General features: G+C 74.3%; 22 protein-coding genes. 13 read left to right on the top strand and 9 right to left on the bottom strand.

What is annotated here, in order from left to right:
• Positions 1-109: 109 nt before the first annotated feature.
• The gene (locus ACR807_RS28390) at positions 110-592 is read right to left on the bottom strand and encodes a ricin-type beta-trefoil lectin domain protein (protein ID WP_438924498.1); all 483 of its coding nucleotides are present in this window, start codon (positions 590-592) and stop codon (positions 110-112) included.
• A gap of 273 nt (positions 593-865) precedes the next feature.
• On the opposite strand from ACR807_RS28390, the gene ACR807_RS28395 reads away from it, so the two are divergent.
• The 6 genes from ACR807_RS28395 to ACR807_RS28420 all read left to right on the top strand — a co-directional run bounded on the left by ACR807_RS28395 (position 866) and on the right by ACR807_RS28420 (position 6,211).
• Positions 866-1,282, top strand: a complete 417-nt coding sequence (locus ACR807_RS28395) for a GntR family transcriptional regulator (protein ID WP_438924499.1) — start codon at positions 866-868, stop codon at positions 1,280-1,282.
• Entirely contained in the window at positions 1,279-2,169 is an 891-nt protein-coding gene (locus tag ACR807_RS28400) for an ATP-binding cassette domain-containing protein (protein ID WP_438924500.1), read from the top strand. Before ACR807_RS28395 ends, ACR807_RS28400 begins: the two co-directional genes overlap by 4 nt.
• Positions 2,166-3,215 carry an ABC transporter permease gene (locus tag ACR807_RS28405; RefSeq protein ID WP_438924501.1) on the top strand — a complete coding sequence of 350 codons (1,050 nt, stop codon included), beginning with the start codon at positions 2,166-2,168 and terminating at the stop codon, positions 3,213-3,215. The genes ACR807_RS28400 and ACR807_RS28405 overlap by 4 nt, the downstream gene beginning before the upstream one ends.
• Before the next feature lie 68 nt (positions 3,216-3,283).
• The gene (locus ACR807_RS28410) at positions 3,284-4,480 is read left to right on the top strand and encodes a 5-(carboxyamino)imidazole ribonucleotide synthase (protein WP_438924502.1); all 1,197 of its coding nucleotides are present in this window, start codon (positions 3,284-3,286) and stop codon (positions 4,478-4,480) included.
• Positions 4,477-5,010 carry a 5-(carboxyamino)imidazole ribonucleotide mutase gene (gene purE / locus ACR807_RS28415; protein WP_438924503.1) on the top strand — a complete coding sequence of 178 codons (534 nt, stop codon included), beginning with the start codon at positions 4,477-4,479 and terminating at the stop codon, positions 5,008-5,010. The genes ACR807_RS28410 and purE overlap by 4 nt, the downstream gene beginning before the upstream one ends.
• 37 nt (positions 5,011-5,047) lie before the next feature.
• On the top strand, positions 5,048-6,211 hold the full coding sequence (locus ACR807_RS28420) for an acyl-CoA dehydrogenase (protein ID WP_438924504.1): 1,164 nt from the start codon (positions 5,048-5,050) through the stop codon (positions 6,209-6,211).
• Positions 6,212-6,313: 102 nt separating this feature from the next.
• Here the strand turns inward: ACR807_RS28420 and ACR807_RS28425 are convergent, their stop codons facing one another.
• The 3 genes from ACR807_RS28425 to ACR807_RS28435 all read right to left on the bottom strand — a co-directional run bounded on the left by ACR807_RS28425 (position 6,314) and on the right by ACR807_RS28435 (position 10,131).
• Positions 6,314-7,009 (bottom strand): TIGR03089 family protein, encoded by a 696-nt coding sequence (locus ACR807_RS28425; RefSeq protein ID WP_438924505.1) that lies wholly within the window; start codon positions 7,007-7,009, stop codon positions 6,314-6,316.
• Positions 7,010-7,348: 339 nt separating this feature from the next.
• The gene (locus ACR807_RS28430) at positions 7,349-8,542 is read right to left on the bottom strand and encodes an LCP family protein (RefSeq protein WP_438924506.1); all 1,194 of its coding nucleotides are present in this window, start codon (positions 8,540-8,542) and stop codon (positions 7,349-7,351) included.
• A 95-nt stretch (positions 8,543-8,637) separates the two neighbouring features.
• Positions 8,638-10,131, bottom strand: coding sequence for an LCP family protein (locus ACR807_RS28435; RefSeq protein ID WP_438924507.1), 1,494 nt, complete (start codon positions 10,129-10,131; stop codon positions 8,638-8,640).
• A 215-nt stretch (positions 10,132-10,346) separates the two neighbouring features.
• On the opposite strand from ACR807_RS28435, the gene rfbB reads away from it, so the two are divergent.
• The 3 genes from rfbB to ACR807_RS28450 all read left to right on the top strand — a co-directional run bounded on the left by rfbB (position 10,347) and on the right by ACR807_RS28450 (position 12,936).
• Positions 10,347-11,339 (top strand): dTDP-glucose 4,6-dehydratase, encoded by a 993-nt coding sequence (gene rfbB, locus ACR807_RS28440; RefSeq protein WP_438924508.1) that lies wholly within the window; start codon positions 10,347-10,349, stop codon positions 11,337-11,339.
• A 1-nt stretch (position 11,340) separates the two neighbouring features.
• Positions 11,341-12,234, top strand: coding sequence for a dTDP-4-dehydrorhamnose reductase (rfbD, locus tag ACR807_RS28445; protein ID WP_438924509.1), 894 nt, complete (start codon positions 11,341-11,343; stop codon positions 12,232-12,234).
• A gap of 75 nt (positions 12,235-12,309) precedes the next feature.
• Entirely contained in the window at positions 12,310-12,936 is a 627-nt protein-coding gene (locus ACR807_RS28450) for a hypothetical protein (protein ID WP_438924510.1), read from the top strand.
• Positions 12,937-12,939: 3 nt separating this feature from the next.
• Here ACR807_RS28450 and ACR807_RS28455 read toward each other — a convergent pair whose 3' ends face one another.
• The 5 genes from ACR807_RS28455 to ACR807_RS28475 all read right to left on the bottom strand — a co-directional run bounded on the left by ACR807_RS28455 (position 12,940) and on the right by ACR807_RS28475 (position 18,773).
• Positions 12,940-13,395 carry an Imm1 family immunity protein gene (locus ACR807_RS28455; protein ID WP_438924511.1) on the bottom strand — a complete coding sequence of 152 codons (456 nt, stop codon included), beginning with the start codon at positions 13,393-13,395 and terminating at the stop codon, positions 12,940-12,942.
• 311 nt (positions 13,396-13,706) lie between these two features.
• Entirely contained in the window at positions 13,707-14,792 is a 1,086-nt protein-coding gene (locus ACR807_RS28460; protein WP_438924512.1) for a glycosyltransferase family 4 protein, read from the bottom strand.
• The gene (locus ACR807_RS28465) at positions 14,785-17,295 is read right to left on the bottom strand and encodes a glycosyltransferase (protein WP_438924527.1); all 2,511 of its coding nucleotides are present in this window, start codon (positions 17,293-17,295) and stop codon (positions 14,785-14,787) included. The genes ACR807_RS28460 and ACR807_RS28465 overlap by 8 nt, the downstream gene beginning before the upstream one ends.
• Positions 17,296-17,324: 29 nt before the next feature.
• Entirely contained in the window at positions 17,325-17,747 is a 423-nt protein-coding gene (locus ACR807_RS28470) for a CU044_2847 family protein (RefSeq protein ID WP_438924513.1), read from the bottom strand.
• A 105-nt stretch (positions 17,748-17,852) separates the two neighbouring features.
• Positions 17,853-18,773, bottom strand: coding sequence for a glycosyltransferase family 2 protein (locus ACR807_RS28475; protein ID WP_438924514.1), 921 nt, complete (start codon positions 18,771-18,773; stop codon positions 17,853-17,855).
• A gap of 20 nt (positions 18,774-18,793) precedes the next feature.
• Here ACR807_RS28475 and ACR807_RS28480 point away from each other — a divergent pair, with 20 nt between their 5' ends.
• The 4 genes from ACR807_RS28480 (at position 18,794) to ACR807_RS28495 (ending at position 22,404) form a co-directional block, all read left to right on the top strand.
• Positions 18,794-19,828 carry a glycosyltransferase family 4 protein gene (locus tag ACR807_RS28480; protein ID WP_438924515.1) on the top strand — a complete coding sequence of 345 codons (1,035 nt, stop codon included), beginning with the start codon at positions 18,794-18,796 and terminating at the stop codon, positions 19,826-19,828.
• A 79-nt stretch (positions 19,829-19,907) separates the two neighbouring features.
• A complete protein-coding gene (locus ACR807_RS28485; protein ID WP_438924528.1) occupies positions 19,908-21,032 on the top strand; it encodes a glycosyltransferase family 4 protein in 1,125 nt (374 codons plus the stop codon).
• Positions 21,033-21,098: 66 nt separating this feature from the next.
• Complete coding sequence (locus ACR807_RS28490; RefSeq protein ID WP_438924516.1) at positions 21,099-21,542, top strand: DUF4396 domain-containing protein; 444 nt, start codon at positions 21,099-21,101, stop codon at positions 21,540-21,542.
• 10 nt (positions 21,543-21,552) lie between these two features.
• The gene (locus ACR807_RS28495; protein ID WP_438924517.1) at positions 21,553-22,404 is read left to right on the top strand and encodes a glycosyltransferase family 2 protein; all 852 of its coding nucleotides are present in this window, start codon (positions 21,553-21,555) and stop codon (positions 22,402-22,404) included.
• Positions 22,405-22,452: the final 48 nt, after the last annotated feature.

A 22,452-nucleotide genomic window follows, 5' to 3' on the forward strand; every position in this document is an offset into this window, starting at 1 on the left:
GTGGACGTGCCGGTGCAGCAGCGCGCGCCCGGACCGGCCGTCCGACCCGGTCGCACGGCGGGGGACCCGAGCCCCGTGCCGCTCGGGTCCCCCGCCGTGCCCGGGTCGACTACCGCCGGTGGATGATCCAGCGCTGGTCGGACCGCTCAGGGCCGCACGGTGAGAGGATCAGCTCCTTGTAGACGCCGTTGTGCGTGACGCACTGGTCGCTGTTCCCCAGCTCGAACAGCCAGGTCTCGTAGCCGTCGTAGGAGTGGCCCACCCAGCGCTGCTCGTAGGAACCGTCGCAGGGCCGGCCCGCCAGCCGGCCGCCGACCGAGGTCGCGCACCAGCCGTACATCTTGTCCCTGATGCTGCCGTCGTCGGAGATGAACCACGTCTGGTTGTCCTCCCCGTGGCGCGGGTGGGGGATGACCGGGAACTCGGGGTCCCAGGCCCAGTTGGTCTGGTCCCACACGTCGCCCGGCCGTGTGACGCTCTCCAGCACCCACTCGTCCTGCCGCGTGTCGGCCTGCTCGGCGTTGGCGGCCGGCGCGATGAGCAGCGCCGAGGCGGCCACGACGACGGCGGTCAGGATTCGTCGGAATGTCATCCCTTGTCCTTCCGGTGCGGTGTTGTCCTGCACCGTCGAGTAAAAGCGCTGGACAGGGCCTGTGAGAGGCGAGAAAGACTAAGGTGGTGGTGAATGACACGACCTGGTCCGGGTGGTCGCCGCGCCGGTTACGGACGCGTTACCCGACGGCACCCGTACCGGGGGTTGGTCGGTGCGCGAGGTGGAGTGCGCGGGGCAGGGCTTGACAACCCCGGGACGTTCCTGAACCGTGTTCCGGTGTCTTAGTCAACCAGAACAATCCGGGGGGGAGCGGTGGAGTTCCGCGTCGACCGCTCCAGCGGTCTCCCCGCCTACCTGCAGCTCGTGCGCCAGGTGCGGGAGGCGCTGAGGCTGGGCTGGCTGGGCCCGGGGGACCGGCTGCCGACCGTGCGCGACGTCGTCGGCACGAGCGGCGTCAACGCCAACACCGTGCTGAAGGCGTACCGGGAGCTGGAGATGTCCGGCCTGGTCGAAGCCCGCCAGGGATCGGGGACGTACGTGAAGGCCGGGCTCGGCTCGACCGACCCGGAGGTGATGGCCGCGCTCCGCGCCCGCCTGGTCCTGTGGGTGCGCGAGGCGCGCGACGCCGGGCTGGACGCCGAGGACGTCGACGCGCTCGTGCGCTCCGTCCTGCACCCCGGCGCGCGCGGCAACCGCACGTCCGGCGGGGACGGGGTGGTGGTCCTGTGAGCGGTCGCCCCGCGGGCCCGACCGCCGGCACCGCGTTCGCGGTGCGCGCCCGGTCGCTCGGCAAGCGCTACCGGAACCGCTGGGCGCTGCGCGACTGCACGTTCGACCTGCCCTCCGGCCGGGTCGCCGCGCTGGTCGGCGCCAACGGCGCGGGCAAGACGACGCTGATGTCCGTCCTCGCGGGCCTCCTCGACGCCGACGAGGGGTCGGCGGGCGCGGCGGGCCGGGTGGCGTTCGTGTCGCAGGACAAGCCGCTGTACCGGAACTTCACCGCCGTCGACGTGCTCCGGCTCGGCGCCCGCCTCAACGTCGTGTGGGACGAGGCGCGGGCCCGCCGCTGGCTGGGGCGCTTCGAGGTCCCGCTCGACCGGGCGTGCGGCAGGCTGTCCGGCGGCCAGCAGGCGCAGGTGGCGTTCGCGCTGGCCATCGGCTCGCGACCGGACGTGCTGCTGCTCGACGAGCCGCTGGCCAACCTCGACCCGCTGGCCCGCCGCGAGGTCACCGCCGAGCTGCTGGCCGAGGTCGACGAGACCGGCATGACGGTGCTGCTGTCCACGCACGTCGTGGCCGAGCTGAGCGGCGTGGCCGACCACCTGCTGCTGCTCGCCCACGGCCGGCTGCTGGCCGGCGGCGACCTCGACGACCTGCTCGCCCGGCACGTCAGCTACACCGGTCCGCGCTCCGAGGTGCCGCCCGCCCTGGGCCGGGTCGTCGAGGCGCGCCACCGCGGCAACCAGTCGACGTTCCTGGTCAGGCTGCCCGACGACCACCCGCGCCCGGTCGTGGCGGGGCGGTGGACCGAGCGGCCCGTGACGTTGGAGGACTACGTGCTCGCCCAGCTCGCGGCCACCCGCAACGGCCCGGACCCGAAGGAGGGCGGGGCGTGACCACCGCCCGGACCACCACCGAGACCACCGGCACCGCCGACGGGTCCACCGCCGCGCCCCCGCCCGTGGACACCGCCGTCGTGCGGTCCGCCGTCGGTTGGCGCGACCTGCTCTGGCTGGCCTGGCGCCGGCACCGCTGGACCGTGGGCGGCGCCGCGGTCGTCGTCGCGGTCGTCGCCGGCACCGCGCTGGCCCTGGCGGCGCACGTCACCGCCACCGGCCACCAGCGCCACGAGCTGCTCGGCCGGGTGGACTACGCGGACCTCGCCTACCTGCTGTCCCTCGGCCCGGCGCTGTTCGGCGCGGTGGTCGCCGTGTTCTGGACCGCGCCGCTGCTGTCCCGGGAGTACGAGCAGCGCACCCACCTCGTGGTGTGGAGCCAGGACATCAGCCCGCTGCGCTGGCTGGTCGGCAAGGTCGTGCTGCTCGGCGTGCCCGCCGTCGCGCTGGCCGCCGGCCTCGGCGCGTCGCTGGTCGTGCTGATGAACGCCATGAACGCCACCAACACGGACTACGTGCCGTTCCGGGCGTTCGACCCGATGCCGTTCGAGGTCGTGCCGCAGGTGCAGGCCGCCTACGCGGCGTTCGGCTTCGCCCTGGGCCTGGCGATGAGCGCGCTCACCCGCCGCACCGTGCTGTCCATGGGCCTCACCCTGGTCGCCTACGGCCTGACCCGCGCCCTCGTCGCCGCCCTGTGGCGGCCCTTCTACCGGACGCCCGAACGCGTGCTGGAGCCCTACTCGCCGGGCGGTCTGCTGTACTCGTCGGCGACCGGCGACGACGACTGGACCGTGGGCAGCGGCTACGCCGACGCGGCCGGCACCGTGGTCGACTACCCGCGGCACTGCGTCCCCACCGGTGAGGAGGTCGACCCGGCGTTCCGGAAGTGCGTCGCCGACACCGGCCTCACGCAGCACTACACCGACTTCCAGCCCGCCGACCGCGTCGCGGAGCTCCAGTGGGTCGAGTTCGCCGTCTTCACCGTCCCCGCCGCGGCGCTGCTCGCGCTGGCCCTCGTGACGACGCGCCGGCCGCACCGCGTCTGACAGCGGGTCGCCGCCCGCGCCGGGGGCGTGCGGGAGCCCGCTGTTTGTGCAGGTAAAATCACCGAACCGTGGACTCCCGAACCCGTCTCCCCGTCGTCGGCATGATCGGCGGCGGCCAGCTGGCCCGCATGACCCACCAGGCCGCGATCCCCCTGGGCCAGTCGCTGCGGGTGCTCGCCGAGTCGGACTCCGACCCGGCCGCGCTCGTCGCCCGCGACGTGGAACTGGGCAAGCACACCGACCTGGACGCGCTGCGCGCCTTCGCCGGGTCGTGCGACGTCGTCACGTTCGACCACGAGCACGTGCCCCAGGAGCACCTGCGCGCGCTGGTCGCGGACGGCGTGAAGGTCGCGCCCGGCCCCGACGCCCTGGTCCACGCCCAGGACAAGCTGGTCATGCGCGTGAAGCTGGCCGCGCTGGGACTGCCCGTGCCGCCGTTCACCGAGGTCACCGACACCGGCGACGTGCTGCGCTTCGGCGCGGAGCACGGGTGGCCGTGCGTCCTCAAGGCCGTCCGCGGCGGGTACGACGGGCGCGGCGTGTGGATGCTGAACACACCGCAGGGCGCGCAGCGCGTCGTGCCCGAGCTGCTCGCCGCCGGCACCCCGTTGATGGTCGAGCAGTGCGTGCCCATGCGCCGCGAGCTGGCCGCCCTCGTCGCGCGCTCGCCGTTCGGGCAGGGCGCGGCGTGGCCGCTGGTGCAGACCGTGCAGCAGGAGGGCATCTGCGTCGAGGTCCTGGCGCCCGCGCCCGACGTGCCCGCCGAGGTGGCCGAGGAGGCCCAGGAGCTGGCGCTGCGCGTCGCGCACGAGCTGGGCGTCGTCGGCCTGCTCGCCGTGGAGCTGTTCGACACCGCCGCCGGCCTCGTCGTCAACGAGCTGGCCATGCGCCCCCACAACTCGGGCCACTGGACCATCGAGGGCGCCCGCACGTCCCAGTTCGAGCAGCACCTGCGCGCCGTCCTGGACTACCCGCTCGGCGCGACGGACCTCGCCGCGCCCGCCGTCGTCATGGCCAACGTCCTCGGCGCGCCCGACGCGCCCGCGACGGGCCCCGACGAGCGGCTGCACCACCTGTTCGCCCGGTTCCCCGACGCCCACGTGCACCTGTACGGCAAGGCGGAGCGGCCGGGACGCAAGATCGGGCACGTCACCGTCCTCGGTGAACGGCTGGAGGAGGTGCGCGCGCGGGCCAGGCTCGCCGCGCACTGGCTGTCCGACGGCGTGTGGCTCGACGGGTACGACATCCACGGAGGAGAGCAGTGACGCAGGTCGGCGTGATCATGGGCAGCGACTCGGACTGGCCCGTGATGGGGGCCGCCGCCGAGGCGCTCGCCGAGTTCGGCGTGACCTACGAGGTGGGCGTGTACTCGGCGCACCGCACCCCGCAGCGGATGCTCGACTACGCGACGTCCGCCGCATCCCGGGGCCTGAAGGTGATCATCGCGGGCGCGGGCGGCGCGGCGCACCTGCCGGGCATGGTGGCGTCGGCGACCGTGCTGCCGGTGATCGGCGTGCCGGTGCCGCTGAAGTACCTCGACGGCATGGACTCGCTGCTGTCGATCGTGCAGATGCCCGCCGGCGTGCCGGTGGCCACCGTGTCGGTCGGCGGCGCGCGCAACGCGGGCCTGCTGGCGGTGCGCGTCCTGGCCGCGTCCGATCCCGCCCTGCGGGAGCGGATGGCGGAGTTCCAGGCGTCCCTCGCGGACCTGGTCCTGGAGAAGGACGCGGCGTTGCGCACCCGGGCGGGTGTTGTTGCCGACGGCACAGCGGACAGTGCCGTGAACGCGCGCTAACATCCAGGTAGAACGCCCTACCCGGAGGTAACTTAACGTGGACCCGAGCTTCGGTACCTACCAGCTCGCCGAGGAGCACGAGGCGCTGCGCGAGGCGGTCCGGTCACTGGCCGACAAGGAGATCGCGCCGTACGCGGCCGACGTGGACGAGCAGGAGCGCTTCCCGGTCGAGGCGTTGAACGCGCTGGTCAAATCCGGCTTCGCCGCCGTGCACGTGCCCGAGGCGTACGACGGCCAGGGCGCCGACTCCGTCGCCACCTGCATCGTGATCGAGGAGGTGGCGCGCGTCTGCGCGTCGTCGTCCCTGATCCCGGCGGTGAACAAGCTGGGCACCATGCCGATCCTGCTGTCGGCGTCCGAGTCGCTCAAGCAGCAGGTGCTGCCGTCCATCGCCTCGGGCGAGGCCATGGCGTCCTACGCGCTGTCCGAGCGCGAGGCCGGCTCCGACACCGCGTCCATGCGCACCCGCGCCCGCCTCGACGGCGACCACTGGGTGCTCAACGGCACCAAGTGCTGGATCACCAACGCCGGCGAGTCCACCTGGTACACGGTGATGGCCGTCACCGACCCGGACGCGCCGAAGAAGTCGCAGGGCATCTCGGCGTTCGTCGTGCACAAGGACGACCCGGGCTTCGTCGTCGGCTCGAAGGAGCGCAAGCTCGGCATCAAGGGCTCGCCCACCCGCGAGATCCACTTCGAGAACTGCACCATCCCCGCGGACCGGATCATCGGCGAGCCCGGCACCGGCCTGAAGACCGCGCTGCGCACCCTCGACCACACGCGCCCGACCATCGGCGCGCAGGCCGTCGGCATCGCGCAGGGCGCCCTGGAGCAGGCCATCGCCTACACCAAGGACCGCAGGCAGTTCGGCACGGCGATCGCCGACTTCCAGGGTGTGCAGTTCATGCTCGCCGACATGGCGATGAAGATCGAGGCGGCCCGCCACATGGTCTACGTGGCCGCCGCCAAGGCCGAGCGGGGCGAGCCGAACATCGGCTTCATCACCGCCGCGGCCAAGTGCTTCGCCTCGGACGTCGCCATGGAGGTGACGACGGACGCCGTGCAGCTGTTCGGCGGCGCCGGCTACACCCGCGACTTCCCGGTCGAGCGCATGATGCGGGACGCGAAGATCACCCAGATCTACGAGGGCACCAACCAGGTCCAGCGGGTTGTGATGAGCCGCGCCCTGCTCAGGGGCTAGGTCGTCCGGGGGTGGCGTGGTCCCCGCGACCACGCCACCCCCGCAGGTTCACCCGCTCCGGTCCATTCCGGCCCGCTCCGCTCGGGTCCACTCCGGCCCGCTTCAGCCCACCAGGTCCAGGTTCGTCTGCTCACCGGTCCGGCGGGCGGGGAGCAGGTCCGGGGTCGCGTTGCTGCACTGGACCAGCGACCCGCCGCCCGCCAGCACGGCCAGGAAACCGTTCAGCAGACCGTCCGGCATGGACCAGTCCAACGTGGACAGCACGCGCGAGGACGTGGTGATGCCCAACGTCTCCGCCCGGTGGTGCGCCTCCGACACGACCTCGTCCACAGTGGACTTGAGGAGCGCGGGCGTCGCGCCGGGGACCGGCTCCCACGGCGCGAAGTCGTCGCCGTGCGCCCGCACGTCGTCGTTGTAGTCGACCGGCGCGCCGCTGCCCAACCCCATCGGGTGAAGCGACGCGACCGCCGTCACCGCGGCCCCCGGCGCGACCCCGCCCGGCGCGACGATCGCCACCTTCGCACCCGCCGGGTCGTCCGTCACCGCCGCGCCGCACCACCACGCCCCGAGCAGCACGCCCGCCGTCTGCCAGTGCGCGGGCAGCAGCACGGCCACCGGGTCGCCCGGCTCGACGTCGTGCTCGTCGCGCAGCCAGTTCGCCGTCTTGGCCGCCCAGTTCCGGATGGTCGCCCGCGACAGCTCCACGCGCGTGCCGGCCGCGTCGTCGTAGTGGGTGATCAGGGGACGGCCCGGGTTCGCGGCGAACAGGGGGGCGAACAGCGCATCCGTGACGGTCATGGCACAACCTTGCCACGCCGGTCGCGGCGTCCCGCCACCCCTCCCGCACGAAGCCGCACCCCGCCCTCGGGGACGGGTCAGCCGGTGGTCAGCCGGTGGTCGGGCCGGGCGGCGGGGCGCGTCGGGCCGGTGCGTCGGCCGGGTGGCTTGGCTGCGGGCCGGCAGGGCGGCCGGGGCGGGTGGTGGGTCGGAGGTGCGGGTGGTGGGCTCGTGGTGGACGGCCGGGGTGGTCTCGGGGGTCCGCTTCTCTCAACCGAGTGCCGAAACCGCGTTTACGTACACCTTCGTCCCCATGATCACCCGATCCAGCTACCCGACCCCCTGAAAGCCCTGGTCACCTCAGTCCACGCACGGCGGTCCCTGGAGCGCCACCGCGCCGGCCGCGCGACCGCCGTCCAGCGCCACGACCCTACCGCCGCCGAACCCCGACGGGGTGGCGCCGACCGGCGTGCTGGGGACAACCGACGGCGTGGGCACGACGGTCGTCTTCTTCTCGCCCAGCACCTGCGCCACGAACGCCTTCACCTGCACCGGGTCCACGGTGACGACGCTCTGCCCCCGCTCGTTCACCGCCCCGACCCCCGTCACCGGGATGGTCGCGAACTCGACGTTCCCGCCGGCCAGCCCCTGCGCCTGCGCGGCCAGCGTGGTCAGGTCGAAGTCCTGGTCCACGACGACCGACTTGCTCACCGCGTCGATCAGCCCCGACAGCCTGGCCTGGTCGGTCAGCGTCCCCGCCGACAGCAGCTTCGACACGGCCGCCGACATGAACACCTGCTGCCTCGTGATCCGCCCGAGGTCGCCGTTGGGGATGCCCTTGCGCTGCCGCACGAACGCCAGCGCGTCGCCGCCCGCCACGGTCTGCACGCCCGCCCGGAAGTCGGCGCCCGAGTCCGGGTCCGACGTCGCCGCCCGCAGGCACACGTCCACGCCGCCGATGACCTGGGTGAGCAGGTAGAACCCGTAGAGGTTGACCTCCGCGTAGTGGTCGACGCGCACGCCGGTCAGCTCCTGCACGACCTGCACCAGCGCCCGCCGCCCGGCCTGGTCGCCCTCGCGCGAGCGCTCGTCCAGCGGCACCCCGGAGGCGGCCAGGCGCTCCATCGTGAAGAACTTGGTCACCCCGTACGCCGAGTTGATCTTCTCCTGGCCGTGGTCGGGGATGGCGACGTACGTGTCGCGCGGGATGGACACGGCGTGCGCCCGGCCGCCGTTCTTCGGCACCCGCAGCACGATGATCGTGTCGGTGTTGAGCGTGTCGGTCGCCTCGGTGCGCAACCGGCGCAGCACGTCGTCCGGCAGCGGCCGGCCCTGGGCGTCGGTGCGGCTGTCGCTGCCCACGAGCAGGATGTCGGTCGCGCCGTCCTCGACGGGCGGCGCGTTGGGCACGTCCTCCAGCACCGACAGCACGTCCGTCTTGTTCACGCTCTCCTGCACGCGCTGCACCGTCGACCAGCCGTACCCGGCCACCGCCAGCACGGCCGCGGACAGCAGTGCGACGAGCACGCGCCCGGTGATCACCGCGGCCTTCACGGCGTTCCTCCGCTCCCCTAACCGGTCCGAACCAGTCCGATCAGGCTAACCACCTTCGGCCGGTCGGACGCCGGTGCGCGCCTGGGGTGGGCTGTTCAGTTGACGCAGACCACACCGTCGGCGGTGATCGGCGGGGCGGAACCGGTCGACGGCGCCACCCGCGTGGTGTCCTCGACCGACGCCGGGTCGGACGAACCGGGCGGCGAGTAGTCCGCCCCGACGTGCACCTGGACCTGCCCCCCGGGCACGGAGTCGTCCTCGACGGCCTCGGCGTTACCGCCCAGGGCGGAGATCACGCTCTCGGCGCTCGACCGCTCGCCCGCGGCGTGCCGCACGACGGTGGTGTCCGAGTACGTCCCGGTGGTGGCCTGGCCGCGGCGGAACCCCTTGTCCGCCAACTGGTCCAGCACGGTGCCGGCGAGGCCGGCGACGCCCGCGGAGTTGTAGACCTGCACGGTGATCGCCGACGCGGCCGGCCGGTCGGGGGTCGTGGTCGTCACGGGGGCGGCGGAGGAGGACCGCGAGTCCGCCGCGGCCAGCCCCTTGATGAACTGCCGCACCTGCACCGGGTCGACGGGCAGCACGTTGCCGTCGCTGAACGTGTCCGTGGGCTCGCCCACCGGGATGGTGCGGAACTGGATGTTGCCCGACACCAGGCCCTGCATCTGCTCGGCGAACTCGGTGATGTTCCACCGCTCGCTCAGCACCACGGACTTCTTCACGGCCGTCACGAGCTGGTTGAGCCGGTCGAAGTCGGTCAGCGTGCCGGTGGACAGCACCTTGCGGGCCAGGGCCCCGATGAACACCTGCTGCCGCACGATCCGGTCGAGGTCGCCGCCGGGCAGGCCGCCGCGCTGCCGCACGAACGACAGCGCCCCGCGCCCGGCGATGGTCTGCCGGCCCGCCGCGAAGTCCGCGCCCGAGTCGGAGTCGCGGGTGGCGTTGTTCAGGCACACCTCGACGCCGCCTATGGCCTGCGTCACCTCGTAGAAGCTGGCCAGGTTGACCTCGGCGTACCGGTCGACGGTGACCGCGCCGCCGGTCAGCCCCTCGATGGTCTTGATGAGCGTCTTGCGCCCGGCGAGCGTCGACTCCCGCTCGATGCGCGCCTCGTCGGTGACGCCCTGCTCGCGCAGCCCCTGCGCGGTGTCGTTCTTCTGCCGGGCCATCGCCGAGTTGAGCTTGTGCTTGCCGAACCCGTCGGCGATCTCGACGTACGAGTCGCGCGGGAACGACACGGCCACTGCGCGGGTGCCGTCCTGCGGCACGTGCACCAGGATCATCGTGTCGGTGTTCAGCGTGCCGTCCGCCACACCGCCGTTGAGCAGCGCCAGCACCTCGTCGGACAGGGGGTTGCCCTGCGCGTCGGTGCGGCTGTCGACGCCGACGAGCAGGATGTCGACCGCGCCGTCGAGCGGCTTGCGGGCAACGCCGTCGGGCATCTCGGTGACCGAGCCGGGGATGACGTCGGTCGTGGTGACGTTGTCGTCCAGGTCCTTGAAGTAGTACCAGCCGTACCACGTGACGGCGAGCACGGCCGCCGAGAGCAGCGCGAGGAACGAACGCGCGGTGACCAGGAGGGCACGCACCGCTGTCGCCCCGGCGGCTCTCCCGTGCGGACTCCGGTCCACTGGCCTGCCTCCCCCGTCTGCACAGCCTGCCTGGTCAAAGGTAGTCGCGGACGGGTGAACCTCGCCGGACATCCCTTCTTATACGGGAGACGCTGTAACAACCGGGTGGGTTGCACGGGTTTACCCCGTGACAGACTGCGATGGTACGAACCGCTGTGGAAGGGCGTTTGAGCATGCGCGTACTGGTAACGGGTGGGGCCGGGTTCATCGGCTCGCACTACGTGCGGGAATTGGTGGGCGGCGCTTACCCGGCCTACGCCGACGCGGAGGTGGTGGTGCTGGACAAGCTCACCTACGCCGGCAACGAGGCGAACCTGGCGCCGGTCGCGGACAGCCCGCGGCTGACCTTCGTCCGGGGCGACATCTGCGACCGCGAGGTGGTCGCCGAGGTGATGGCCCGCACGGACGTGGTGGTGCACTTCGCCGCCGAGTCCCACGTGGACCGGTCGATCTCCGGGTCGGCGGACTTCGTGCTGACCAACGTGCTGGGCACCCAGGTGCTGCTCCAGGGCGCGTTGGAGGCCGGGGTGGCCAAGTTCGTGCACGTGTCGACCGACGAGGTCTACGGCACGATCGACGAGGGGTCCTGGACCGAGGACCACGTCTTGGAGCCGAACTCGCCGTACTCGGCGTCGAAGGCGTCCTCGGACCTGCTGGCCCGGTCGTTCCACCGCACCCACGGCCTGCCGGTCAGCATCACGCGGTGCTCGAACAACTACGGGCCGTACCAGTTCCCGGAGAAGGTCATCCCGCTGTTCGTCACGAACCTGGTGGACGGCAAGAAGGTGCCGCTGTACGGCGACGGCCTCAACGTGCGCGACTGGCTGCACGTGGACGACCACTGCCGGGGCATCCAGCTGGTGGTCGAGGGCGGTCGCGGCGGCGAGGTCTACAACATCGGCGGCGGCACCGAGCTGACCAACCGGGAGCTGACCGAGCGGCTGCTGGAGGCCACCGGCCGCGACTGGGACTCGTTCGTCGAGCCGGTCGCCGACCGCAAGGGCCACGACCGCCGCTACTCGGTCGACATCACCAAGATCAGCACCGAGCTGGGCTACGCGCCGCGGGTCGACTTCGCCGAGGGCCTGGCCGCCACCGTGCAGTGGTACCGGGACAACCGGGCGTGGTGGGAGCCGCTGAAGCAGCGCGCGGCGCTGGCGGGCTGACGTGGCGCTCGCACTCCTGGTGCCCGGTGGCCGCGGCCAGCTCGGGCAGGACGTCGTGGCCGCCGCGCCGGCGGACGGCCTCGTGCACGCGCCGTCGTCGGCCGAGCTGGACATCACCGACGCGCGGGCCGTGTCCGACGCGGTCGCGGTCTTCGCGGCGACGGCGCGCGACTCGGGCCTGAGCCCGGTGGTCGTGAACTGCGCCGCGTACACGGCGGTCGACGCGGCCGAGACCGACGAGGACCGGGCGCTGGCGGTCAACGCCACCGGCCCCGGCCTGCTGGCCGAGCACTGCCGCGCGCATGACGTGCCGCTGCTGCACGTGTCGACCGACTACGTGTTCCCCGGCGACGGCGCGCGGCCGTACGAGCCGTCCGACGAGACCGGGCCGCGTTCGGCGTACGGGCGCACGAAGCTCGCGGGCGAGCAGCGCGTGCTGGCGGCGTGGGACCGGGCGTGGGTCGTGCGCACCGCGTGGGTCTACGGCGCGCACGGGCCGAACTTCGTGAAGACCATGGCGCGCCTTGCGGGCGAGCGCGACGCGCTGTCCGTCGTGGACGACCAGGTCGGGTCGCCGACGTGGTCGCTGGACCTCGCGCGGGGCCTCGTGGCGCTGGCGGGGCTGGTGGCCGGGGGCGGGACGCCGGCGCGCGTGCTGCACGCGACCGGCGGCGGCGAGACGACGTGGTGCGGGTTCGCGCGGGCGGTGTTCGCCGAGCTGGGCCTGGACCCGGAGCGGGTGCGGCCGTGCTCGACCGCCGACTTCCCGCGCCCGGCCCCGCGCCCGGCGTACTCGGTGCTGTCCGGCAAGTCGTGGGAGGAGGCCGGCCTGCCGCCGCTGCGGTCCTGGCAGGAGGCCCTGGCGGAGGCCGTGGCGACGAAGGCCGTGCCCTAGGGCCGGTCGCGGTTCCCGGACCGGCCGTCGTGGCGCCCCCGTGCCCGGCGGCCGGTCCTGGGCTTCGATGGCCGCGTGGAGACCGTCACGCTCGCCGACCGCCCCGACCTCGCCGACGCGGTGTTCGCCGTGCCCTACCCGCCGGGCGCGGCGAGGTTCGTGTCGGGCGTCCTGGCCGCGTCGCTGGTGACGCGGCGGCGGCCGGCGGCGCGGTGGCCGCACCTGGTCGTGGCGCTGCTGGACGGCGGCGAGCCGGTCGCGCGGGGCGTGCTGGTCCCGTACTCGGGGCGGGGGCTGTCGGCCCGGGTGCCGGCCGGGATGCGGCGGGCGGTGTCGGCGACCGGGTACGACTCGTTCCTGGTGCCGCTGCGGCCACCGGACAAGGCCGCCGAGCCCGACGTGCCGATGGGCGACTACGCGGCGCGCACGCGGGAGGACGGGCTGCCCGCCGACCGGTGGCTGCGCACGCACGTGCGGGCCGGCGGGGTGGTGGAGGGCGTGGCGCGGTGCTCGTCGAGCGTGGTGGCGCCGTTGGCGGTGTGGCGGGACTGGACCGGCCTGCCGTTCGACCGGGACGGCGACGTGCGCGTGCCCGGCGGGTTGGCCCCGGTGCGCGTGTCGGTCGCGCACGACGTCGCGGTCTACGTGGAGGCCGACGTCCGGCTGCGCCACCCCGCCGACGGCGCGACCGGGGCCGGGTGACGCCTACGCCTCCTGCCACTCCACGCAGGACGGGCGGCGGGCCGTGGCCAGGAAGTCCTTCAGGGCGGCGGCCAGGACCTCCACCGGGACGCCCGCGCCCGCCGGGTAGTCCACCAGCTCGGAGCGCAGCCCGGGGGAGCCCGCCTCGCCCTTCAACGTCGAGTAGTCGTGCTCCGGGTCCGCGTACGTGAGGTAGCCGAACCCGCCGTCGACGGCCACCGCCACGTCGTGGTCGGGGATCTCCGCCGCGCCCGGCGCGCCGAGCAGCCCCTCGGTGTCGGTGATCGGGTCGCGGTCGGCGTGCTCGACCACGGCCGGGCCGGCGCCGGGGTCGGCGAGGCGGGCCAGGAGCACGTCGACGTCCTCCGGCGTGCTGACGGTCAGCTCGTCGGCGGCCTCGGGGTCGCCGGAGGAGGGGTCGGTGGGGTCGGAGATCGGCCAGACAGCCGTGAAGCTCATGCCCGGCATCATCGCAGCGGATGCGCTCGGTGACCGCGTGAGGGGTGAGGTTGGGCCGTTGGGGTGTTACCGGCCTCCCGCACTGGTTCCGCGTTCGGCCGGTGGGGGATTCTTGCCCTCATGCCCGAGCTCTCGACAGGTGCGGTCGCGCCTCGCCAGGACAGCGAGCGCCAGCGGTTCCTGCGCCGCGTGTGCGCCGTGACCGGTTCACGGCAGGTGTCGTGGAGCGTCCTCAGCTCCCCGGACCGGCCCGCCCGAACCCCGTAGGCCCGCCCGAACCCCGTCCCGTAGGCCGGCCCGCATCCCGTAGGTCAGCGGCCGGCCGCGCGGCGGTACGCCTCGACCGTCCTCAGCGCCGTCCTGCGCCACGTGAACCCGGCCGCGTGCGTGCGCCGGGCGGTGGCCTCGGCCGGTGTCGGCGGCGCCTCGGCGGCGGCGCCCATCGCCTGCGCCAGCGCCTCGACGTCGCCGACCGGCACGTGCACCGCGTGCCCGCCGGCCACCTCGCGCAGCGCCGGCACGTCCGTGCACACCACGGGCACGTTGCAGGCCAGCGCCTCCAGCACCGGCAGCCCGAAGCCCTCGTCGCGCGACGGCAGCACGAGCGCCGCCGCCCCCGCCACCACGCTGCGCAGGTCGACGTCGCTCAGGTACCCGGTGCGCAGCACCCGGCCGTCCGCCGACCGCGCGCCCGGCCCGGCCAGCACGAGCGGCGGCAGGGAGGGGCGCGCCGAGTGGGCCGCCACCAGCGTGCCCAGGCCCTTGCGGGGACCGCCCGCGCCGACGAACAGCAGGTACTCCGACGGCAGGCCGAGCCGGGCGCGCAGCTCGGGCGACGGCGGCCGGGCGGCGAACCAGGCCGGGTCCACGCCGAGCGGCGTCACGACGATCTTCGACTCGGGCACGCCCAGCCGCTCCTCCACCACCGACGCAACCGCTTGCGTGGGCGTGCACACCACGTCGGCGCGGGCCGCGGAGCGCCGCACCAGCTCCGGCAGCCGCCGGTCGGACGGGGGCAGGTCGCCGGGCGAGTCGAGGAACGCCAGGTCGTGCACGGTCGCCACGCCGCCGGCCCGGATCGCGGGCGGCAGCACGAAGTTCGTGCCGTGCACCACGTCGGTCGGCCCGGCCAGGAACTCCACCGGCGGGAACGGCGCGCGCAGCCAGAACTGCCGCAGCAGCCGCGCCGACACGGGCAGGCCCCGCGCCACCACGTCGTGCGGCAGCACGGTCCGCAGCGCCCGCCAGCCGCGCAGCGTGAACGCCACGGCCCGCACGTCGACCTCGTCGAGCATCGACGCCAGCTCCTCGGCCAGCGCCGCCGTGTAGCGGCCGATGCCGGTCCGGTGCCCGAGCAGCGGGGTGCCGTCGATCAGCACCTTGAGCGGCCTAGCCACGGCGGAGCTTCTTCAGCACGCGGCCGGAGGCGCGGCGGGCGACCTCGCGCGGCCCGCCCGCGGTGAGGTACTCGCGCACCAGCTGCACGTCCCGCTGCACCTTGTCCAGCTTGCCCAGCGGCCGGTTGCGCACCATCGGCGACGCGCCGGGCAGCCGGTCGGCGGCGGGCCGCGGGCTGCGGCAGAACTCCACCAGCGGCGCCAGCGCGTTGTCCCAGGTGAACCGCTCCCGCACGACGGCGATCCGCTCGGCGCACGCCGCCGCGAACGCCTCGTCGTGGAGCACCTTCTCCAGCGCGTCGGCCAGCGCGTCGGCGTCCTCGGACGGCACGACCACGCCCAGCCCCTCGCGGCGCACCAGGTCGGCGAACGAGTCGCCGTCCGTGGTGACGATCGGCAGCCCCGCCCACAGGTAGTCGAGGACGCGGGTGCGGAAGGCGAACGTCGTCTCGACGTGCTCGAAGTGCGTGGTGACGCCCGCGTCCGCGTCGAGCAGCCAGTTCTGCCGGTCCTGGTAGGGGACCCAGGTCTCGTTGAAGAACACGTGCGAGCCGGTCAGGCCCAGCCGCGCGGCCAGGGCGCGGGTCCGCGCGCCGATGTCCATGTCGGGCACCTCGGGGTTCGGGTGCTTCATGCCGAGGAACACCAGCCGCACGTCCGCGTGCCGCGCCCGCAGCCGGTCGATCGCGGTGACCAGCGTCAGCGGGTCGAACCAGCTGTAGACGCCGCCCGCCCACAGCACGACCTTGTCCCCCTCGGGGAGGCCGAGGGCGGCGCGCAGCCCCGGCCCGGTGCGCTGCGGGGGCTTGCCCGGCAGGCCGAACGGGACCTCGGCGAGCAGCGACCGCGTCGTCGGGTCGTTGTCGTACAGCGACGGGGTGAGGCGGCCGATGGCGGTCAGGTGGCCGAGCCAGAAGTGCCGCTGCCGCTCGGAGGCGCACAGGAAGAAGTCGCCGCGCCGCATCTGGTTGTCGATGATCCGGGTGACGCCCACCAGGTCCAGCTCGCGCTGCTCGTCGGTGGAGTCCTTGCCCTGTTCGAGCAGCTCCAGGTGCATCGGGTCGTAGACGTCGCAGACGACGATCTTGGTGTTGCCGGGTTCCTTGAGGAAGCCCAGGTGCTCCAGCACGTGCCCCTGGAGCACGATCACGTCCGCCCACCCGGCGTGCTCGACCAGCTCGCGCGGCGCGGCGCGGACCACCGGGAACGGCGCCTCGGGCGGTTCGCACAGCGCGTTGGTCGTGACCAGCCGCACCTCGTGCTCGCCGGCCAGCACGTCGGCCATGTTCCACGCGCGGATCGCCGGGCCGGCCATCCGGTCGGCGATCGCGTCGCCGGTGATCACCAGCACGCGCCGGGGCCGGCCGAAGACCTCCTCCAGCCCGAACACCTCGACCAGCACGTCGTGCGCGGCCAGGTAGCGGGGCAGCGGGTAGGCGGGCTCCATCGCCTTGCGCATCAGCGGCAGCAGGTCGGCGTCGGTCAGCCGGCGCGCGGCCTGCTCGACCTCCCGCGACGCGGCCAGCGACGGCAGCAGCTCCACGAACTGGTCGATCGCGAGGAACCCGGCCAGCGCCTGCCGCGGCACCGGCACGGGCGCGAGGTCGTCCGCCGGGTCGGCGGGGCGGCGGGTGATCTCCAGCTGGCCCGCGTCCAGCTCGCCGCGCGCGGTGGCCCGGCGGACCACCAGGGCGAGCGCGGCCGGCAGCACCTTGGCCAGCGTCTCGTCGGAGAAGTTCTTGTAGAGCGCGGCGAGGGCGTTGCGCTCCAGCAGGAACAGCTCGCGGCTGCTGTCGATCCCCGCCATCGACGCGTGGTGCTTGTGGTAGGTCAGGGACTTCGGCTCGTAGCGCACCCGCCAGCCGCGCAGGTTCATCCGCCAGCCGAGGTCCACGTCCTCGTAGAACATGAAGAAGCGCTCGTCGAAGCCGCCCAGCTCGCGGAACACCGAGGTGCGGACCACGAGCGCCGAGCCGGTGCCGAACAGCACGTCGCGGGGCGTGTCGTGGGTGCCGTCGTCGGGCTGCCCGGCGTGCCGCTTGTAGCCCATGCCGAACCAGGTGAGGCCGCCGTCGACGAAGTCCACGTCCCGGCCCTCCCAGTCGAGGACCTTCGACGCGACCGCGCCCACGGCGGGTTCGGCGCGCAGCACCCGCAGCGCCTCGCGCAGCCAGTCGCGGTGCGGGCGGGCGTCGTTGTTGAGGAACGCGACGACCGAGCCGCGGGCGTGCTCCACGCCGAGGTTGCAGCCGCCCGCGAACCCGAGGTTGGCGGGCGCCTCGACGACCTCCGCGGCGGGCACGGCGGCCCGGATGCGCTCCGCGCCGCCGTCGCCCGAGGCGTTGTCGACCACGACCACCTGGAGCTTGTCGGCCGGGTGGTCGAGTTCCCCGAACAGCGCGCGCAGGCAGGTCGTGGTGTCGTCGGCGCCGCGGTAGTTCACCACGACGACCGTCACGTCAGGCAGGCTGTTCCCGTGCTCCACGGCCTCACTCTGCCTCATCACGCTCCGCAGCGTGAGGTGGCGGTGCCCTACGCGGTGCCCTGCGCGCCGTCCGCCGGTCCCGGCCCGCCGTCCGCCTGCCCGACCCCGCCGCCCACCTGCTTCGACTCGCCGTCCTCGGGCGGCGGCGCGGCGTCGAGGCCGTCCCGGTGCCACTCGACGGTGATCTTGATGTGCGCCTCGGCGGACGACCTGGCGATGCCGAACGCACCGCTCACCCCGGCCTTGAGCCCGATCTCCACGGCCACCTTGTCGGGGCGCGGCGACGGCATGTCGCCGATCCTCGCGGCGACGGACCGGGCGACCTGCCGGGCCCGCTCGACGCCCTGCTCCAGGGTCTCCTCGACCCGGTCCCAGCGCCGCCCGGCCCGCACCGGGCCGTCGTGGTCCTCGTCCAGCTCGAACGGCACCAGCCCGCCGTCCTCGGTGCGCACCTCGACGTACTCGGCCACGCCGGTCCTCCCTCTCCCTCGACGACCTGCCCGCGACTACCCGCCCTCGGCGACCTGTCCACGACTACCCGCCCGCGGCTGCCTGCCGCGATTACCCGCCCGCGATTACCTGCCCGCCCACTCGCGCCACACCGCGCGCCGGGGCACCACCGCGCGCCGGCCGATCCGGACCCGGTCCACCAGCGCGGCGGGCAGCCGGACCAGCACCTCCAGCAGCACCCGGACGCGCAGGCCGACGCGGAAGTTCCCCGCGTCCGGCGCGTTCCGCGCGAACGGCAGCCTCGCGGTGATCGCGGCGAAGCGGGCGGTCTCCCGCAGCGCGACGGCGAGCGGGGCGCAGCGCAGGAGCATCAGCAGCCGGTTGCGCTCGTTCCAGCGGTGGAACGGGCGGGAGCCCGGTTCGGTGCTCGCGCCGTGCCGGTGCCGGACCCGCGCCGGGCCGACGGACAGCACGCGGTGGCCGCCCAGCCGCAGCCGCCACGCCGTGTCGGTGTCCTCGTAGTAGCAGAAGAAGCCCGCCGGGACGCCGCCCGCGCGGGCGAGGGCGGCCGTGCGCACCAGCGCCGCGCCGCCGCAGAAGCCGAACACCTCGCGGCCCGCGAGCACCAGGTCCGCGCCGTGGCCGTCGGCGGTCAGCCGGACGCCGACCGACTGGGTGGAGCCGTCCGCGAGCACCATCGACGAGGTCGCGGCGGCGGCGCCGGGGTCGGCGTCCAGGGCGTCCTCGAGCGCGGCGAGCCAGCCGTCGTCGGGTTCCGCGTCGTCGTTGAGCCAGGCCACGTACTCGGTGGTCACGTCCGGCAGCACGGCCGCCAGGCCGCCCGCGTAGCCGACGTTGCGCGGCAGCCGGACGTGCTCCGGCGCGCTGGGGTGCGACCGCACCAGGTCGGCCGTGCCGTCGTCGGAGGCGTTGTCCACCACCACCGCCCGGTGCGGGCGCTGGCGGGCGAGGGCGTCGAGGCACGCGGTGACGTGCCCGCGACCGCGCCACGTCACCACGACCACCGTCGTGCTGGGGGTCGACACGGCGTGAGACGGTACGCGACGTGCCGAACCTGGTGGTGCTGACCGAGCAGTTGCTGGCCCCCGTGCCCGGCGGGACGGGCCGGTACACCCGCGAGCTGGCCGCCGCCCTGGCCGCGACCGCGCCCGCCGGCTGGACCGTCACCGGTGCCGTGAGCAGGCACGCGGACGTGTCGGCGGCCGTCGTGCCCGGTGTCGCCGGCCCGCGCGTGCTGCCGCTGCCCCGGCGGGCGCTGGTCGCGGCGTGGGAGCGGGGGGTGCCCTACTGGCCGGGCGGCGACTCGGTGCACGCCTTCACCCCGTTCGCGCCGCCGCGCGGGCGGGTCGTGGTGACCGTGCACGACACCGTGCCGTGGACCCACCCGTCGACGCTGACCCCGCGCGGCGTGGCGTGGCACCGGCGTGCCATCGGGCGGGCGGTGGCGCGGGCGGGGGCCGTCGTCGTGCCGACCGCGACCGTCGCCGGGGAGCTGCGCCGGTACGCGCCGGGTCCCGCGCCCGTGCACGTCGTCGGCAACGGCGTCACGCGCTTCCCCGACGAGGAGGCCGTGCCCCTCCCGCCGCGGTACGTGCTGGCGATCGGCACGGTCGAGCCGCGCAAGGGCTTCGACCTGCTCACGGCCGCGACGGCCGAGCTGGGCGTGCCGCTGGTCGTCGTCGGGCCGCCGGGGTGGGGCGGGGTGGACCTGCGCGCGCCGCACGTCCACCTCCTCGGGCGGCTGAGCGACGCGCGGCTCGCGTTCGTCCTGCGGCGGGCGGCGGTGCTGGCCGCGCCGAGCCTCGCCGAGGGCTTCGGGCTGCCCGTCGTGGAGGCCATGGCCGCCGGGGTGCCCGTGGTCCACTCGGACGCGCCCGCGCTGGTCGAGGTGGCGGGCGGGGCGGGCGTGGAGGTGGCGCGCGGTGACCGGTCCGCGCTGGCCGCCGGGCTGCGCTCCGTGCTGTTCGACACAGCGCTGGCGGAGCGCCTGAGCGCCGCCGGTCGCACCCGTGCCGAGGCTTTCACCTGGGAGAACGCCGCCCGCGCGGTGTGGGGCGTGCACCTGCGGCTGTGTCGTTGACGAACCGTTTACGCCATTCCCGGTCAGCCCGCCCGTCGACCGCCGTACCCTTCACCGCGTGTCACCCGTCGAACCCAGCGTGCTGATCGACGCCACCGCCGTTCCGGCTGACCGAGGTGGCGTCGGGCGGTACGTGGACTCCCTGGTGGCCGCGCTGGACGCCGACGGTGCTCGGCTCAGCGTGGTGTGCCAACCCCGAGACGCCCAGCTCTACACGACCCTCGCGCCGCGGTCGCGCGTCGTGGCCGCCGTCGACTCGGTCGCCACCCGCACCGCCCGGCTGACCTGGGAGCAGACCACGCTGCCGCGGATCGCCGCCCGGCTCGGCGTGGACGTCGTGCACTCGCCGCACTACACGCTGCCGCTGGCCAACCGCACCGCGTCGGTCGTGACGCTGCACGACGCGACGTTCTTCACCGACGCCGTGCTGCACTCGTCGGTCAAGGCCAGGTTCTTCCGGGCCTGGACGAGGGCCGCGCTGAAGCGCGCCTCGCTGTGCGTCGTGCCGTCCCGGGCCACCGCCGACGAGCTGGCCCGCGTGGCCGGCGCCGACCGGCGCGCCCTGCACATCGCCCAGCACGGCGTGGAGACCGACCGGTTCCACCCGCCGACCGCCGCCGAGGTGGCCGAGGTGCGGCGGATGCTGTCGCTGGGGGACACCCCGTACGTGGCGTTCCTCGGGGCGCTGGAGCCGCGCAAGAACGTGCCGGCGCTGATCCGCGGGTTCGCGCAGGCGTGCCGGGACCGCGCCCGACCGCCCGCCCTGGTGCTCGCCGGGCAGCCCGGCTGGGACAGCCAGGTGGAGCGGGCGCTGGACGCCGTGCCGCACCGCATCCGGGTGATCCGGGCCGGCTACCTGCCGTTCCCGTCGCTGGCCGGGTTCCTGGGCGGGGCGGAGCTGGTGGCCTACCCGTCGCTGGGCGAGGGCTTCGGGCTGCCGGTGCTGGAGGCCATGGCCAGCGGGGCGTGCGTGCTGACCACGCGCCGGTTGAGCCTGCCCGAGGTGGGCGGCGACGCGGTCGCGTACTGCGGGGTGGGCGCGGGCGACATCGCCGCCGCGCTCGGCGAGCTGCTGGACGACCCGGCCCGGCGGGACGCCCTCGGCGCCGCCGCCCTCGTGCGGGCGAAGGACTTCGCCTGGTCCACGTCGGCCGCCCGGCACCGCCTGGCCTACGAGCGCGCCGCCCGCGCCCACCGCCGCTGACCGACCCCGTCCCATCCCTCGTTCGCCCTTGCCTTTTACATACCCCCTAGGGGTATATTCGGCGGTATGAGGACATCCTGGTCAACGGCGGTCTCGGCCACCCTGCACTGCCTCACCGGCTGCGCCATCGGCGAGGTGCTCGGCATGGTCGTCGGCACCGCGCTCGGCCTGCCGAACTGGGGCACGGTGGTGCTCGCGGTCGTGCTGGCGTTCTTCTTCGGCTACGCGCTCACCCTGCGCGGCGTGCTGCGCGGCGGCCTCGCGTTCGGCGCGGCCCTGAAGGTGGCGCTGGCCGCCGACACCGCGTCGATCGCGGTCATGGAGGTCATCGACAACGCGATCATGGTCGCCGTGCCCGGCGCGATGGCGGCCGGCGTGTCGAGCCCCCTGTTCTGGGGCGCGCTGGCGTTCTCGCTCGCGGTCGCGTTCGTGCTGACCGTGCCCGTCAACCGGTGGCTCATCTCGCGGGGCAAGGGGCACGCCGTCGTGCACCGCGCGCACCACCACTAGGGTGGCCGGCGTGACGCGCTACGGAGACGGCCTGGCGGTGGTGACCGTCACCTACTCGCCCGGTGACACCCTGGACACGTTCCTGTCCACGCTGTCGGAGGCGACCACCCGGCCCGTGTCGGTGGTCCTCGCCGACAACGGGTCGACCGACGGCGTCCCCGAGCGCGCGGCGGACGAGCACGAGCACGTGACGTTCCTGCCGACCGGCGGCAACCCCGGCTACGGCGCCGCCGCCAACCTGGGCGTGCGGTCCCTGCCGGACTCGGTCGGCTGGGTCGCGGTCGCCAACCCCGACCTGTCGTGGGGCGTGGGCAGCCTCGACGCGCTCCTGGAGGCCACCAAGCGCTGGCCCCGCGGCGGCGCGTTCGGCCCGCTCATCCGCGAACCGTCCGGTGCCGTCTACCCCTCGGCACGCCTCCTGCCGTCCCTCGGTCGGGGCCTGGGGCACGCCGTCTTCGCCCACGTGTGGCCCGGCAACCCGTGGTCGAAGGCGTACCGGCAGGCGGCGGCGTCGCTGGAGGAGCGGACGGCCGGCTGGCTGTCCGGCTCGTGCCTGCTGCTGCGCCGGGAGGCGTTCGACTCGGTCGACGGCTTCGACCCGAGGTACTTCATGTACTTCGAGGACGTCGACCTGGGCGACCGCGTCACCCGCGCCGGTTGGCTCAACGTCTACGTGCCCGAGGCCGAGGTGGTGCACATCGGCGGTCACTCGACGAAGCGCGCCTCGTCCCGCATGCTGGCCGCCCACCACTCCAGCGCCTACCGCTACCTGTCGGACCGCCACAGGGGTCTCCTGTGGGCCCCGGTCATGCTGGCCGTGCGCGCCGGCCTGTCGTTGCGCCTGAAGCTGATGACCCGCTAGCCCGTTCCGGGTACGCGCCTCCAATTTCAGGGGCGATGCTCGAACCGG

Origin of the sequence: Saccharothrix sabaoui (genome assembly GCF_051756985.1) — a bacterium.
GTDB lineage: Bacteria > Actinomycetota > Actinomycetes > Mycobacteriales > Pseudonocardiaceae > Actinosynnema.

Coding starts and splice junctions, on each gene's coding strand:
- ACR807_RS28390 (WP_438924498.1), bottom strand. CDS start 592: ATGACATTCCGACGAATCCTGACCGCCGTCGTCGTGGCCGCCTCGGCG.
- ACR807_RS28425 (WP_438924505.1), bottom strand. CDS start 7,009: ATGACCGTCACGGATGCGCTGTTCGCCCCCCTGTTCGCCGCGAACCCG.
- rfbB (WP_438924508.1), top strand. CDS start 10,347: ATGCGCGTACTGGTAACGGGTGGGGCCGGGTTCATCGGCTCGCACTAC.
- ACR807_RS28455 (WP_438924511.1), bottom strand. CDS start 13,395: ATGAGCTTCACGGCTGTCTGGCCGATCTCCGACCCCACCGACCCCTCC.
- ACR807_RS28465 (WP_438924527.1), bottom strand. CDS start 17,295: ATGAGGCAGAGTGAGGCCGTGGAGCACGGGAACAGCCTGCCTGACGTG.
- ACR807_RS28490 (WP_438924516.1), top strand. CDS start 21,099: ATGAGGACATCCTGGTCAACGGCGGTCTCGGCCACCCTGCACTGCCTC.